This window comes from Candidatus Thiopontia autotrophica (genome assembly GCF_982804495.1).
This window is the reverse complement of record NZ_CEYDPX010000028.1, coordinates 1-15318: the sequence shown is the minus strand read 5'-3', so window position 1 is coordinate 15318 and position 15318 is coordinate 1. Positions and strand designations below refer to the sequence as shown.

Genomic DNA, 15318 nt, shown 5'->3' with positions numbered 1-15318 from the left:
GCCTTTTTCTTCTTGGCCGCTACCTTCTTTTTAGGGGCTGCCTTTTTCTTCTTGGCTGCCACCTTCTTTTTAGAGGCTGCCTTTTTCTTCTTGGCTGCCACCTTCTTCTTTGCCGCCGCTTTTTTCTTCTTCTCTTCGTCTGCCATTACCGTTTCCTCTTCTTGGGTTGAACTTACCTGAATCTCTGGAGCCGCCTTCTTTAGCTTCTCGGCTGCACGACTAATAGACTTAAATACACTCTTATCATCAAAACCACCTTCAACTATCTCAAGGCGATCCTGATAAAACTTTGTAAGCGGCTCTTCAACTGACTCATACTCTCGAAGCCGGCGACTGATGGTCTCTTCACGATCGTCTACACGTCTATGTAGTCGACCACCGCATTCATCACACATCTTTTCCACAACTGGTGGGCTTGTATAAATATTAAATATTGATCCACACTCTCTACAGGTTAATCGGCCGGTCATCGACTCCATAAATTCATCATAGTCATACCTGATTAGTACAACACCTGCAAAACCTCGCCCCTGACGCAACAGAAATGCATCAACACCCTCTGCCTGGGCAGATGTTTTTGGTCCGCCTTCAAGAATAAAGCCATCCTCTACATCCTTTTCTGAGAGACGTTGATACATAACCTGAAGAACAAGATCATCATGAACAGGCTTCTTTCCCTTCTGTCCTTTCTGAATATCAAGCCCCAGCTGAGAACCACTCTCAACCTCACTCCTTAGAAGTTCGCTAACAGCAACTACTGGAACACCATATTTATCAGCCAGTTTATTCGCATATTCATCTTTCCCTGATCCTTCGGGACCAAGCAATGCCATCCTAATCATTACTTCATATTTTCCTTCATAACACTATCTATCACCCCTCAAATCAGGGAAAATTCCCAGAGAAAAAGCCCTTGGATTACTGAGGAGATCTTGATTTTTTATAATTCAATTGGTCTTGTTTATTTGTGACTGGGGCCAATTTTCTGTATAAGTTCAACCAGATATTGGTTTGTACCCCATATATATTCAGTTAACTGAAAAATGTCAATGAATTTATTGTGTTGATAACCACTTTTTGCGAACGAAATTGCAAGAAAAATTGAAATCCATGATCTCTCTGCAACTGAAATCAGCACTGTAAAGAGAGCCATGACAGAGCACTTGGGGCGACAGCCAGCTAATAAAACCTAAATATATTACTTAAAAATCAACTATTTAACAATTGTCAACAAGGAGTTAACTGAATGTCAGTAAAGAATGCTTTCTATGCACAGTCCGGTGGTGTTACCGCAGTAATCAACGCATCTGCCTGCGGTGTAATCGAAACTGCCCGCAAACACTCAGACAAAATCGGTACGGTCTACGCTGGACGTAACGGTATTATTGGAGCCCTAACTGAAGAGCTGATCGATACATCCAAAGAGTCTGATGAGAATATTGCTGCACTAAAAACGACCCCATCTGGCGGTTTTGGATCCTGTCGCTTCAAACTTAAGAGCCTCGAGGAGAACAAGCGTGAATATGAGCGCCTGATCGAGGTATTCAAGGCACATAATATCGGTTACTTCTTCTACAATGGTGGTGGCGACTCTGCAGATACCTGTTACAAGGTCTCTCAGCTCTCCGAGAAGATGGGGTTTCCGGTACAGGCAATTCATGTGCCCAAAACCGTAGATAATGATCTGCCAATTACTGACAACTGCCCAGGCTTTGGTTCAGTTGCGAAATATATTGCTGTCTCCACTCTGGAGGCCTCATATGATGTGCGTTCAATGGCTGCAACCTCTACCAAGATCTTTGTGATCGAAGTTATGGGACGTCATGCTGGCTGGATTGCTGCAGCCGGTGCACTGGTTGAGGATTACGGCATACCAGTAGTCACCCTCTTCCCCGAGGTTGAATTTAATCAGGAGAAGTTCCTGGCTGCAGTTGATGCCAAGGTCAAGGAGCATGGCTACTGCACCATCGTCGTATCTGAGGGTGCCCACTGGCCAGACGGCAAGTTCCTGGCAGAGCAGGGAACACGTGACTCCTTTGGCCATGCCCAGTTAGGTGGAGCCGCACCTGTAGTTGCAAATATCATCAAGGATGCATTGGGATACAAATTCCACTGGGCTGTTGCCGATTACCTGCAGCGTGCTGCACGCCACCTCGCATCCGCATCTGATGTGGAACAGGCCTATGCTCTTGGTGAAGCCGGGGTAAACTTTGCCCTTGATGGTGACAACTCCATCATGCCTACTGTGGTACGCACCTCAAACAATCCATATACATGGGAGATTGGCAAGGCTCCTCTATCCGAGGTAGCAAATGTAGAGAAGATGATGCCAATGGAGTTCATCTCCGAGGATGGCTTCGGTATTACCGATGGCTGCAAGGAGTACCTCTACCCACTAATGCAGGGCGAGGCTTACCCAGAATATGACGATAACGGCATGCCAAAATATGTGACCTTGGACAATGTTTCTGTCGATAAAAAGCTGGACAATTTTGAGATTTAACTTAACCGGCAGGAATCATCGGACGATCCTGTCACTATTTTTTTCAACCTTTAGGAGATTGTAATGTCCACCGAACTTTTGTTTTCACTAATCGCAGGTTTTGCTGCGATTGCCTATGGCGTTACGTCCATTCAATGGATTACTGCCAAATCAACCGGGAATGAGCGGATGCAAGAGATTGCAGCCGCCATACAGCAGGGTGCTCAAGCATATCTGACTCGCCAGTACGCTGCCATCAGTTACGTTGGTGTTGCACTGTTTGCGGTAATTGGTTTCTCTCTTGACTGGGCCACTGCCATCGGTTTTGCTGTCGGTGCAACATTCTCTGGTGCTGCCGGCTTTATTGGAATGAACATCTCTGTTCGCTCCAACTCGCGAACTGCCGAGGCTGCCAATAATGGAATCAATGCCGCTTTCCAGGTTGCCTTTCGCGGTGGTGCAATCACCGGTATGCTGGTTGTTGGTCTAGGCATCCTGGGTGTTGCTGGCTACTATGCTGTTCTTGCTGCTACAGGCATGGCGACTGAAGATATCCTTCACGCACTGGTTGGCCTGGCATTTGGCGGATCACTAATCTCCATATTTGCCCGTCTGGGTGGTGGTATCTTCACCAAGGGTGCTGATGTTGGCGCTGATATCGTGGGTAAGGTTGAGGCTGGAATCCCTGAGGATGACCCCCGTAACCCAGCTGTTATTGCCGATAATGTTGGTGATAATGTTGGTGACTGTGCCGGTATGGCTGCTGATCTCTTCGAGACCTATGCAGTAACCACTGTTGCAACCATGTTGCTAGGAATGTTGATGGTTGAGGGAAGTGATTCCGCCATCCTCTATCCTCTGGTACTTGGTGGTATCTCCATCATTGCCTCTATTGTAGGCACCTACTTTGTGAAGGTGGCCGATGGTGGCAAGATCATGAATGCCCTGTACAAGGGACTTGCAGTTGCTGGTGCAATTGCTGCGGTGGTCTTCTACCCGGTAACAACCATGATGTTTGGTGACGCATTGATCATTGATGGAGTAGAGGTTGCCTCACGCAGCATCTACTATGCGGCACTGATTGGTCTGGCACTTACCGCCGCGATGGTTGTGATTACCGAATACTACACCGCAACCGAGTATGCGCCGGTACGTGATATTGCTGAGGCATCGACCACTGGTGATGGTACAAATGTTATTGCCGGACTTGGTGTATCAATGAAATCAACTGCTGCTCCTGTTGTTGCTGTTTGTGCATCTATCTGGGGCTCATATGAGCTGGCAGGGCTATATGGAATTGCCATCGCTGCAACCTCCATGCTCTCCATGACCGGTATCATTGTTGCGCTGGACGCCTATGGCCCGATTACCGATAACGCTGGTGGTATTGCCGAGATGGCAGAGCTTCCTGAGGAGATTCGTAATATTACTGATCCTCTGGATGCTGTTGGTAACACTACAAAGGCTGTAACCAAGGGTTATGCAATCGGTTCTGCCGGCCTGGCTACACTGGTTCTATTTGCTGACTACACTCATGCTCTGGGTGGCAATGTAAACTTTGACCTCTCCAACCATATGGTAATTATTGGTCTATTCCTTGGTGGAATGATCCCTTACCTGTTTGGTGCAATGGCTATGGAGGCCGTGGGTCGTGCAGCTGGTGGTATCGTAAATGAGGTGCGCCGTCAGTTCCGGGAGATCCCTGGAATCATGGACCACCGCGCCAAGCCTGATTATGGCAAGGCAGTGGACATGCTGACCCGCTCCGCAATCAAGGAGATGATTGTTCCATCCATTCTTCCTATCGCGGCCCCTATTGTTGTAGGTCTGCTACTGGGTAAGGAGGCGCTGGGCGGCATGCTGATCGGCACCATCGTAACCGGCATCTTTATCGCGATCTCCATGACCACCGGTGGTGGTGCCTGGGATAACGCTAAAAAGTACATCGAGGATGGAAACTTTGGTGGCAAGGGATCTGATGCCCACAAGGCAGCGGTAACTGGTGACACTGTAGGTGACCCCTACAAGGACACAGCTGGTCCTGCGATCAACCCACTGATCAAGATCATCAATATTGTTGCCCTGATGATGGTGCCTCTACTGTAACGTTACAGTTACAACAATCTTCACTATTTGAAGATTCCCGAAAGGGGTACAATAAGGGCCGGGAAACCGGCCCTTTTTTATGGCTGATAATTGTTATATTGCAATTTTCCAAAAAATAATGGGGTCCTGTGGGAAACAACCATAACTAGCAAACAATAGTTAACAGCAATATAGGAGTATCATTTTATGAATCTGGATCGAGTATCTACCGGAAAAAACATTCCTGAAGAGATCAATGTCATTATTGAGATACCGGCCAATGCGGATCCGGTCAAATATGAGGTTGATAAGGAGACCGGTGCAATGTTTGTTGATCGCTTTATGAACACAGCCATGCACTATCCATGTAACTATGGTTATGTCCCTCACACCCTCTCAGATGACGGAGATCCAGTCGATGTTCTGGTGGTGACCCCATACCCCATAATTAGCGGCTCCGTAATCCGCTGTCGCCCTGTAGGAGTTCTACAGATGACTGATGAGGCAGGGGCTGATGCCAAGGTTCTGGCTGTTCCGGTATCCAAGCTATGCTCAATCTACAAGAATGCCAAAAGCCCTGAGGATGTCTCTCCAGTGCTACTGGAGAAGATCTCCCACTTCTTTGAACACTATAAAGATCTGGAAGAGGGCAAGTGGGTCAAGATTGATGGCTGGGAGGGTGCCGAGTCTGCCCATAAAGAGATCCTGGATAGTATTGAGAGATTCCAGAACGCACCTGAGAAGCCTAATTTCTAGTGAAAATCTGCATCATCTCTGATAGCCATGATCAGATAGATCTATTTCACTCAGCCCTGGCTGATGCCAAAGAGCGTGGAGCAGAGCTAGTGCTGCATTGTGGTGATGTTGTAGCCCCTTATACCCTAAAAAAGGCAAATCAGTTTGGTCTTCCTATCCATGTAATCCATGGCAATAATAAGGGCGATATAGCGGTTATGGGGAAACTGTCTCAAAATCCAGACAGTCTAATTAATTACCACGGTAGAGACGCATCTCTGGAGATTAATGGAAGAATGATTTTTATGGTCCATTTTCCAGATTATGCCGAGGCTCTGGCACTTACTGGAAAGTGGGATCTGATCTGCTGTGGGCACAATCACCGCTGCAAGATTGAATCAATAGAACATAATTCCAGCAACAATAATAAAACCACTCTACTGGTTAACCCCGGCAGCTCATCTGGAATGGATCGTGTTCAGCCAACATATATATTTGGTGATCTTGAGACAATGAAGTTCAAGATTGTGGATATTCCTGAGCCAGATCTACCGCCATACAGAAGGCCCTAAGAAAAAAGGGCACTCATGTCTCCATGAGCACCCTTTCCAGAGGTCCCCCCTCTTCACAAACTATTCACTAAAATGGGCTAAAGCGTGAGAACATCCCTCGCGGTGAGAGACCACGATTCATTGACCCCATCTCCCGGGTCATATGGAAAGTGCTGTTGGCCATATTCTGAGTTGATTGGTCTAGATTGTTCATGCTGGCCAACATTGGCTCCAGGGTCTGCATGTGGCCGGTAATCTGCTGCATATTTGTATTAATATTGTTCATACTGACAGTGACTGCCTCGATATTTCCATCAATTGCATTAATGTTACGCGACATCACCTCAACATTACCTGACATGCTCTCTACACCATCAACCATTTTTGCCATATGCTGCCCCATATATGGGTCAATACTGGTAGACATAACCTGAATGTTACGGGCTATGTGGGACATATCCTGAGTAAGATGGTAGATCATGTAGAAACCATAGATTGAGAGTACGCAGAATGCGAACAGAGCCGGATATACCACCATCTCCCAGCGTCTGGCACTCTTCTCGAAACAGCTGGCAAAACGTTCGAGTGGTTGTCCATCCAGAGAGACTGTTCCTGGTTCAATACCCATTGATTCACCCAGTTTCTCATCACTCATCTTTGTATCTTCTGACATAAATAAATCCTGTCCCGTTAATAGTTCGCGCACTTTAGCACGTTTTTTGAAAAAGAAAAAATAGCTGTAGTCTAAAATTAGAAAGTTCTAACTTACTGTTTTTTTAACATTTGCCGGGCAAGGCTGGCTGATAGCTGATCGGCCATTGCAGGGTCGATCCCGCGGATAACCGTCAGGATCTTCTCTGCCTCATCAGCCCTGTCAGCCAGGGTAAGAGCAACAGCTGCCCTGCCAAATGCTCTGACTGCCCTGGTCCAATCCTTCTTGGCATAGTAGATATTTCCCAATTCTCCCCAGCCATCTGGATTCATCGGCTCCTCCTGCAGAAGAGAGCGATAACTCTCTACAGCAAGCTCGTAATCACCCTCCCAAAACGCCTGTCGTCCACGATTCCAGAGCCACTGTAGCTCTGACTCCTCCTCCAGGCTCTCTATATGCCAGACATCAGAGCGTTGCTGCTCTGCGGTGATACCGTACGGATCGCTGCCAATTGACTTGCTGGATAACGGGCTAAACTGCTCTGCAAGCTTCTCCATGGGCTCTTTCATGGCAATAACCTGTTCCGCCGTTATTGGCATATCATCCATCATCTCTGATAGAGATATGGTGGGTTGTTTTTTCTCCAGACCCAACACCTCATCCAGGGCTGGAGGCTCAGATGGTTGCCCGATAGCACTGCCCTCTTCCACCGCAATCTTTTCTGGTTCTGGCTCCGTTGCTGCAACGGGAGGTTCTGCTATCTTTGACTCATCTATGGAGGCACTGTTTTGTGTATCTTCCTTAAAAATACGAGACTTAAGTTCAGAGACCGGCAGAGGTTTATTATCCTCATCTTCGGGCTCAACCGTTATTGCCAGAGAAGGCTCTTCTTTCTCATGCTCATCCTGGTGAATCTCTTCCGTATCGTGGTGACCAAAAATTGAGGACCACTCCTCCTGAATGCTATCCCTCTCCAGATAACCAATCACACCCAATCCAACAATTACTCCTGGAAGGATAGATGCGAGCATTCTGATCAAGATTTTCATATCAACTTCCTGTCTCTATGGGTGACTAAATAGGCGATAACAAAATTTGGTGGCAAAGTATAACAGTCTCATGGCCACTCTGGAAAACCGGCTGACTGGTCACTATCTGTCTGCTCAACCATGCGGTAGTTGTATGGTATGGAGAAGAGTGATGAGGGTGGGCGGGCAATCTGAATATTGCTCAGCTGTAGAGCAGCCCCATCATTTAGCTCAATTCGAACTGGGTACTGAATAGTTGGGTCATACCAGGCGGAGACTCCAATACTGAGATCACCAAACCCAAGCTCCGCACTCCAATGCTCGGTTACCCTACCATCTATCTCTTTCTCTCCCCTGTAGCCACATTCAAGAAGCATCATCTCCGCACAAAAACGGGCTGGATCACGTGGCACAGCAAGTGCTTCCTGTTGATAATACTCCTTTGAGCCTGGCTCCAACACATAGGCAATCCCGCGAAACATATCGGTAATACGGATCACTTCACTATCTGAACTCTTTCTCTCTTCTCTGATTGAATCATTGGCAACAAAGATACGCCCGCTGGATTGCAGTAACTTATGGTCATCAAAATAGGTGACATCTGCAGAAAACTCCGTCAATGCTTCAGCGGCTGTCGCTATACCGCTGAGTACAATGAGGAGTGTTTTTGCAAACAGTGATATCTTACTGGAACCCAAAATATTGGACCGGACTTCTCATCTGCGGGATCAAGGCCAGCGGATCCATTGCGTTAGCCCTTCTTACACCAAGCGCATACTCTGGCATAAATGATGGGTAATAAACCGGAGGTTGCTGACTCCATCTGTGGTCACGATACTCCTCCTCTCTTGACAGATTGTCTGCCTCACGAGCCATCGCCTCCATATCAAGGTCACTTGACTCAAACTCATCCAGCATCACCTCCTGAAATGGCGTATTTGCAGCAGAAAGTGAACTATGGTCTGCCGTTTGATTAGCTACACACGGCTGCATCTGCTGCTCTACAGGCTCCTCATTTAGTAGCTGATGGAGCTTTCCCTGCTGAATCTCGCCAAGCGCCCAGACATCTGCACGCTGCTGCTCCATTCCATTGATTCCAACTGACTGTAACGTCTCTTGAGATCCATTTCCCAAGCTCCATTCCGGATCAATCTCACTCAACTCCTCATCTCTGAACCTGCCAGCACTCACCTCTTCACCACTCTGTGGAGAGTATGAGGCATTAATTACTGGAAGCTCTTCATCCTGACGATACATCGCAAATTCTGCCTGAGGAGTATCTGACATACCATCTTCCACCACCTCTGTAGGGACACCAAAATCAAAGTGTCCTCCATATGGCCCCATCGGAGCCGGTGCAACCCATGAAACATCTGCAACCGCAGTGCCGCTTGCTGCCATAAGACCAAGAACCACCCCAAACCTTTTCTGACTCATAGTGCCCTCTCCTTTAGTTTAGAAAAAATCATGTTGCTACAGCCACTTCTTTATCATCCTCACCCCGACTAGCATTCTCAAGAACTGATGGGGGTGGAGTACCATCCGGATACAGAGCATCTCCTGCGCTCAGGCACCCCATAGGAATAATGATCAGGGTCAACAGTGTGGAGACCACTACACCAAATAGCAGTGCCACCGCCATGCCCTGAAAAATTGGGTCGGTAAGAATTACGCTGGAGCCACCAACCAACGCCAATGCAGTAATAATGATTGGGCGCATTCTCGCTTTTCCGGAACAGATAACCGCAGAGACAGGATCTTTACCTGACATCAATTCAAGCTGGGCAAAATCGACCAGCAGAATTGAGTTGCGTACAATAATTCCAGCTAACGCAATAAACCCAATCATTGAGGTTGCGGTAAATTCAGCCCCCATAATCCAGTGCCCCGGGACAATTCCAACCATTGTCAGCGGAATTGGTGCCATGATGACCAGTGGGATGACAAAGTTTCCAAACTGCCAGACGACCAGTATGTAAATCATCACCAGCGCCAGACCGAAGGCTATTCCCATATCACGGAAAGTTACATAGGTGACATGCCACTCACCATCCCACTTGAACCCTGACTTGAATGTCTCTTCTGGGGCCGAGATCCAGCCGCCCTCAATCTTCTCCCCCTGAGGCGTACGGAAATCCCTCTCCTCCATAATCCGCTCCAGATCAAACATCGCGTAGAGAGGTGCCGGCAGATCATTAACTGCATCACCCACCACATACTCCACGGCTCGCAGATCTTTATGGTATATCACGGGATCTTCCATAAAGGTCTCGAAGTGCCCAAGCTCACCCAATGAGACTGTGCTTTGCCCTCCCATTGTAGGAATAGGAAGATCAGAGAGGCTGACAATCTGTGAACGCACAGCCAGCGGAACCTCCATGGTAATTATTGTTGGCTCTCGAGTCTTGCCCTGCTTCACATCCCCCAGAGGTATCGACCCCATTGCCATGGAGAGGTTGCGGTTAATGGTCTCGACAGAGATCCCGCGACGATTTGCCTTCTCGGTATCCACCACAAAATGGAGCACTTGATGAGGATCATTCATATAGTTATCAACATCCTCCATTATCGGAGAGCTGTTAAAGATATCTGTCAGTTCAGCTGCCATGACGCGTCGTGTGTGGGCATCAGGACCATATATTTCAGCCACTACAGACTGCAGAACTGGTGGCCCTGGTGGGACCTCTGCAATCGTGATCCGTGCATTAGCCTTTTCTGCAATCGGCTTCAGTAGATCTCGGACCGCCATGGCAATCTCATGGCTACTGCGTTCACGCTCATTTTTATGGACCAGCTGGATCGAGATGGTTGCCATCCAGGGGTACTCTTGCAGATAGTAGTGACGAACCAGACCATTAAAATTAAACGGAGCTGCAACCCCAGAGTATGTCTGCAGTGCAGTAGACTCTGGAACCGCCTTCTCAATTACTGTAGCCATCTTTCGTGCCATGTTGGCAGTTACCGGTAGCGCAGTGCCGGTTGGCATACGAATCATCACATCAAACTCTGACTTGTTGTCGTAGGGCAACATCTTGGTCTTTACCCCATGGGTATAGAAGAGGGAGACAGAGATGAAGAAGCTGGCAATAATTGCAAACAGGACAAACCATCCAAGCACACGATTCTCGACCATTGGACGGATAAGTCCATCATAAAAATTCCCTATCCTCTCCTGTGACTTGTGCTCCTTCTCCTCGGCCGCCTTTAGTGCCTTCATAGATGGACGGAACTTCATGGTGAGCCATGGAGTAAATATAAATGCCGCAAATAGTGAGAATGCCATTGCTGCAGAGCCCAACACAGGAATTGGAGCCATGTAGGGGCCCATCATCCCGGTTACTGCGCCCATTGGCAGTAGTGCTGCAATTACCGTCAGGGTTGCCAGAATGGTTGGATTACCCACCTCACGAGTCGCATCAATTGCAGTCTCCTCATCCATCTCATTCTTCATTAACCAGCGGCGATAGATATTCTCGACCACAACAATGGCATCATCTACCAAAATACCAATAGAGAAGATCAGTGCAAATAGACTTACCCTGTTAATGCTGTAATCCAGCATATAGGCCGAAAATACAGTCAGCAGAATAACCACCGGAATTACGATTGTTACCACCACAGCGGGGCGCCACCCCAGGCTTAGATAGATCAATACTGTTACCGCCAACGTTGCAACCACCAGCTTGAATAGTAGTTCATCAACCTTGTCTTTGGCTGTTGCTCCATAGTTACGGGTTACATCCACATGAATATTTGATGGAATCAGGACCCCCTTAAGCTCCTCAACCTTGGCCAGGATTGCGTTGGCAACGGGAACTGCATTACTACCCTCTTTTTTGGCCACCGCAATAGTTACCGCCGGGAGCCCTCTGGCATCATAGCCCCCCTGATAACCATCCCCGGTATAAAACTCAACCATCCCCTTGGCCTCTTCCGGCCCCTGATAGACACTGGCAATATCTCGCACATAAACCGGCATGTCATTGTGGACACCAATGATCAGATTGGAGATCTGTTTGGCAGTATGGAGGAATGAGCCGGTATATACCTTGAAGTTAAGATTTCCCGCCTCAGAGTTACCTGCAGCCTGCTCTCCATTGGCGGTACGGATAGTATTTGCAATCTGATCCAGACTAATTCCATATCCTGACAGACGCTCCGGCATCACCTCAATTCTTACCTGGGTGCGGCGCCCCCCAACAATAAATGCCTCGCCTGTATCGGGAATAGTCTCCAGGATATGTAGCACATCCGTTGAGAGTGAACGTATAGCGCTATCATCCACCTCGTCTGACCATAACGTCAGGTTAACAATTGGTACATCATCAATACCCTTAGCCTTAACCAATGGCTGCCCAACTCCGGGCGGAATGCGATCCTGATTTGCGGAAAGTTTGTTATAGACCTTCACCAATGAGGGGATAACCTGCTCCCCAACCACGAACTGTACTGTGACCACACCCATACCACGCTGGGTTGCGGAGTAGACATGTTTAACCCCGGGGATCTCGCTCATGATCAGTTCCAGCGGTTCAATGGCAATACCGGAGAGCTGTTCTGCGTGGATGCCTGGTGCCTGTACAAATAGATCCACCATTGGAACTGAGATCTGGGGATCCTCCTGACGAGGAGTCAACATCAACCCAAGAAATCCCATAGCCAACATTGCAAAAAGGAGTAGTGGGGATAGAGGAGAGTGGATGAACGCCTTTGCCATCCCTCCCGCAAGACCGAGAGATTGTTTACTCATATCAAATTCTCCCGCTAGAAGCGTCGATTACCTTCGCCACTACCCCATCCGGTTGCTGATGGAGAGACAATTAACTGCTCCCCTACCACCAGGCCAGAGAGGATAGTCACATGCTTGTTGTCCACCAGCTCTCCCACTCGTACTACTCGCAACTCAGGCTCTCCTGACTCATCCAACACAAATACTGCCGGCAGAGTTCCTCTCCACAACAGTGATGAGGTCGGGATCACCGGATAACTTGATACCGGCGCCTGCATGTCAGGAATCATTATTTCAGAGTACATGCCAGGTGCAGCAGGGCTACCCTTTGGCAGATCAAATTTTACCTTCACACTATGTCGCATCATGTCGGCACTAGGGTAGATTTGTGCCACCCGCACATCCAGACGCACTCCACCAACATCAAGTTTGGCGGGCAGTACCATACCCTCTTCGAGACCAGAGACGAGTCTGGCAGGAACCTCAACCAGCAGTTGCAGACGATCAACATCGGCAAACTGAACCAGGGGCTGGCCCGGCTGCACCGTATCACCGATCTCAACCATTTTTCTCATGATTATTCCCGAGAATGGTGCAATGGATTTTGCATTACGAATCTGCGCATCTAGCTGCTTGAGCTGTGCATCGGCCTGAATTACTGCGGCCTGTGCCGACTCCACCTGGGTCTGCTGTGAGAAGATGTCTGAGTAACGCTCAAAATCAGGATCACCCTCACCAAAACCGGATGAGCGCATGGGATCTGTGAACATCCTCATCATGCTTGGCAACCCACCCATCATGGCATCACCCTGATAATTTGGAGAGATAATCGCCTTGTTGTACTGCACATCAGCATTTCGCAGAGAGGCCTCTGCAATTCTCATTTGTGCCGCAATCTCCTGACGTTTCGCCAGCAAGGTGTCATCATCAATTTCTACCAGCACCTCCCCATCTTCAAATCGGTCGCCCTCTTTTCCCGCAATTGACTCAATACTGCCAGGCAGCTCTGCATTGAGAGTCACCATTTTGTAGGGGACAATTGTTCCTCCAAGAGTAACGCTGATTCCAGTACGGGCAGAGCCAATCGTAATGACATTATCAAGTGATCCATCTCTCTCTTCTGCAGAGCTTGTACCCCCTTGCGACTCCTCGTCTGCCGCAAAAACATAAAAACCCACCGCTAGTGCCGCCACCATAGAAAAGAGGTTTTTCGATAACATCATATTAAACTTTCTCGTTGTAAAATTGACTGCTCCCCCTCACCGCAAGATGAGGAGGAGCAATAAACTGTGACATAAAGCCTTTAGACACGACCCATTACAGTAAATGTCTTGATAAATGGAGCTGCCATTTTTGGGTTTTTGACCATGGCGCCGTAATCACCCACAGCGAATTTCAGCTTGCCTGTTGTATAGGCTGTTCCCAGACCCATCATGCCTGGCGCTTTTTTCATCCACTTGGCCCAGTGATCTTCAGAACAACGGAGATCCCAGTTCATATCTTCACCATTGTAACTGCCTGCTGAAACAACCTTTCCATCCTCTACCTTCAATACACCTCGTGGCTGATCCTCCCCCTGGACACCGTAAGCAATCGTAGAGTTGAAATTGATCTCACTCAATGCATCGGTCAAGCCTGACTCATTGTTCCACTCACCCATAAATGTGTTCATCCACTCCTCAGAAAATAGCTCTGCCATTTTTTTCTCCTTTGATCTTCCTTGAAAATACCTCATTTAAGAGGCAAAAAAGTCCCGGCTGGAACATGCCTCATACTATAGTGAAAAAGGGTAAAAATAGGAAGCAAAAACAGCTTAAATTACGCAAAAAACGCAACATATAGTGTAATCGACCAATTAACACACACTATATATAGTGTTAGGAAGCTGTGGATAACTTATGGATAATCAGGTGAAAACAGCCTGTTTTATCTGCAAATCATGGAGATGTAGATTTCAATAAAACTATTGAATGTGTGTCTGCTATCTCTATGCAGGAGTATTATGCTCCACCCAGCGTTCACCCTCTTCAAGCTGCTCTTTTTTCCAGAATGGGGCACGTGATTTGAGCTCCTCAATCAAGAAACGGGCCGCCTCAAAGGCAACTCCACGATGTGCCGACCAGGCCGCAACAAGCACAATTGGATCATTAGGCATCATTGCACCAACACGGTGAATAATAAGCGTATCGAGCACCTCCCAACGCTCTGCCGCCTCCTGCGAGATCTTCTCCAGATAGCTGTCGGTCATCCCCGGATAGTGCTCCAGAAACATCCCGCTGACACCATCACCCTCATTGAACTCACGCATAGTCCCGGAGAATACAGTTGCTGCGCCATACTGCCCTGCGTGAACAGGATCCAGCACCTCCTTTTCGTAACGCTGGATCTCCTCCCAGGGGGAGAATGGATTCTCACGAATTTCAATCATTACAATTAACCCCCTGTAACCGGAGGGAAAAATGCAACCTCATCCCCATCTGCTACCGGGGTGTCAGCATCCGAATATTCCATGTTTCGAGCCATCAGCAGATTGGCAGGGCGCTCCTTGCCATCAGCAATCTTCTCCCATACCTCTCCAATAGTTGAGACCTCGGATGGCTCAAGTTGAGCACCCTCTCGTCCCATCTCTTCCCGTAGACTCGCAAAAAAGCGTACCTGTATCATTCTGTTTCTCTTGTAGAGTATAAAGATATAGATGTTACCTCATGATGCTCAGAAGGTGAATCGTGCTTTCTGGGGCACTCTCTTGCCTTACGGCAACTCACCTTGTAGTCTCTAACTTTTACCAACACCTCAAACAATGGGGTCAGGCTTGCTTTATTGTCGTTATTCTCAAGTAACGACAATAAAGCAAGCCTGACCCCATAATAAGGAAAACAGAGATGAGCGAGCTAACCCACTTTAATGCCTCCGGCGAGGCCCATATGGTCGATGTCGGGGCCAAGGATGTCACCCTGCGGGTTGCCGTAACCGAGGGGAGAATTTCCATGTTTCCATCAACCCTGGAACATATCCTCAAGGGAGACCACAAAAAAGGTGATGTACTTGGTATCGCC

The 15318-nt window shown here is 48.1% G+C and carries 15 protein-coding genes; 5 read left to right on the top strand and 10 right to left on the bottom strand.

Annotated features, from left to right (window positions below; genetic code table 11):
• Window positions 1-842, bottom strand: an 842-nt coding sequence (locus AC3ZFK_RS07600) for an adenylate kinase family protein (RefSeq protein WP_487507286.1), incomplete at its 3' end; no start/stop codon positions are given.
• Between the two features lie 404 nt (window positions 843-1246).
• Between AC3ZFK_RS07600 and AC3ZFK_RS07595 the strand changes: the two genes are divergently transcribed.
• The 4 genes from AC3ZFK_RS07595 to AC3ZFK_RS07580 all read left to right on the top strand — a co-directional run bounded on the left by AC3ZFK_RS07595 (window position 1247) and on the right by AC3ZFK_RS07580 (window position 5874).
• Window positions 1247-2503 (top strand): 6-phosphofructokinase, encoded by a 1257-nt coding sequence (locus tag AC3ZFK_RS07595; RefSeq protein ID WP_487507285.1) that lies wholly within the window; start codon window positions 1247-1249, stop codon window positions 2501-2503.
• Window positions 2504-2566: 63 nt separating this feature from the next.
• Window positions 2567-4588 carry a sodium-translocating pyrophosphatase gene (locus AC3ZFK_RS07590; protein WP_487507284.1) on the top strand — a complete coding sequence of 674 codons (2022 nt, stop codon included), beginning with the start codon at window positions 2567-2569 and terminating at the stop codon, window positions 4586-4588.
• Window positions 4589-4774: 186 nt separating this feature from the next.
• The gene (ppa, locus tag AC3ZFK_RS07585) at window positions 4775-5323 is read left to right on the top strand and encodes an inorganic diphosphatase (RefSeq protein WP_487507283.1); all 549 of its coding nucleotides are present in this window, start codon (window positions 4775-4777) and stop codon (window positions 5321-5323) included.
• Window positions 5323-5874 (top strand): metallophosphoesterase family protein, encoded by a 552-nt coding sequence (locus tag AC3ZFK_RS07580; protein ID WP_487507282.1) that lies wholly within the window; start codon window positions 5323-5325, stop codon window positions 5872-5874. The genes ppa and AC3ZFK_RS07580 overlap by 1 nt, the downstream gene beginning before the upstream one ends.
• A gap of 67 nt (window positions 5875-5941) precedes the next feature.
• Here AC3ZFK_RS07580 and AC3ZFK_RS07575 read toward each other — a convergent pair whose 3' ends face one another.
• The 9 genes from AC3ZFK_RS07575 to AC3ZFK_RS07535 all read right to left on the bottom strand — a co-directional run bounded on the left by AC3ZFK_RS07575 (window position 5942) and on the right by AC3ZFK_RS07535 (window position 14926).
• Window positions 5942-6526 (bottom strand): hypothetical protein, encoded by a 585-nt coding sequence (locus AC3ZFK_RS07575; protein WP_487507281.1) that lies wholly within the window; start codon window positions 6524-6526, stop codon window positions 5942-5944.
• A 92-nt stretch (window positions 6527-6618) separates the two neighbouring features.
• Window positions 6619-7554, bottom strand: a complete 936-nt coding sequence (locus tag AC3ZFK_RS07570; protein WP_487541578.1) for a tetratricopeptide repeat protein — start codon at window positions 7552-7554, stop codon at window positions 6619-6621.
• Window positions 7555-7622: 68 nt separating this feature from the next.
• Window positions 7623-8153, bottom strand: coding sequence for a hypothetical protein (locus AC3ZFK_RS07565; protein WP_487507279.1), 531 nt, complete (start codon window positions 8151-8153; stop codon window positions 7623-7625).
• Between the two features lie 64 nt (window positions 8154-8217).
• Window positions 8218-8970 (bottom strand): hypothetical protein, encoded by a 753-nt coding sequence (locus AC3ZFK_RS07560; protein WP_487507278.1) that lies wholly within the window; start codon window positions 8968-8970, stop codon window positions 8218-8220.
• A gap of 28 nt (window positions 8971-8998) precedes the next feature.
• A complete protein-coding gene (locus AC3ZFK_RS07555) occupies window positions 8999-12283 on the bottom strand; it encodes an efflux RND transporter permease subunit (protein WP_487507277.1) in 3285 nt (1094 codons plus the stop codon).
• A gap of 14 nt (window positions 12284-12297) precedes the next feature.
• Entirely contained in the window at window positions 12298-13485 is a 1188-nt protein-coding gene (locus tag AC3ZFK_RS07550) for an efflux RND transporter periplasmic adaptor subunit (protein ID WP_487507276.1), read from the bottom strand.
• 80 nt (window positions 13486-13565) lie between these two features.
• Complete coding sequence (locus AC3ZFK_RS07545) at window positions 13566-13961, bottom strand: SCP-2 sterol transfer family protein (RefSeq protein WP_487507275.1); 396 nt, start codon at window positions 13959-13961, stop codon at window positions 13566-13568.
• A 288-nt stretch (window positions 13962-14249) separates the two neighbouring features.
• A complete protein-coding gene (locus AC3ZFK_RS07540) occupies window positions 14250-14690 on the bottom strand; it encodes a molybdenum cofactor biosynthesis protein MoaE (protein ID WP_487507274.1) in 441 nt (146 codons plus the stop codon).
• A gap of 5 nt (window positions 14691-14695) precedes the next feature.
• Window positions 14696-14926: a MoaD/ThiS family protein gene (locus AC3ZFK_RS07535; RefSeq protein ID WP_487507273.1), complete on the bottom strand. Its 231-nt coding sequence runs from the start codon at window positions 14924-14926 to the stop codon at window positions 14696-14698.
• 218 nt (window positions 14927-15144) lie between these two features.
• Here AC3ZFK_RS07535 and AC3ZFK_RS07530 point away from each other — a divergent pair.
• Window positions 15145-15318: cyclic pyranopterin monophosphate synthase MoaC (locus AC3ZFK_RS07530; RefSeq protein WP_487541582.1), on the top strand; the 174-nt coding region annotated here is incomplete at its 3' end.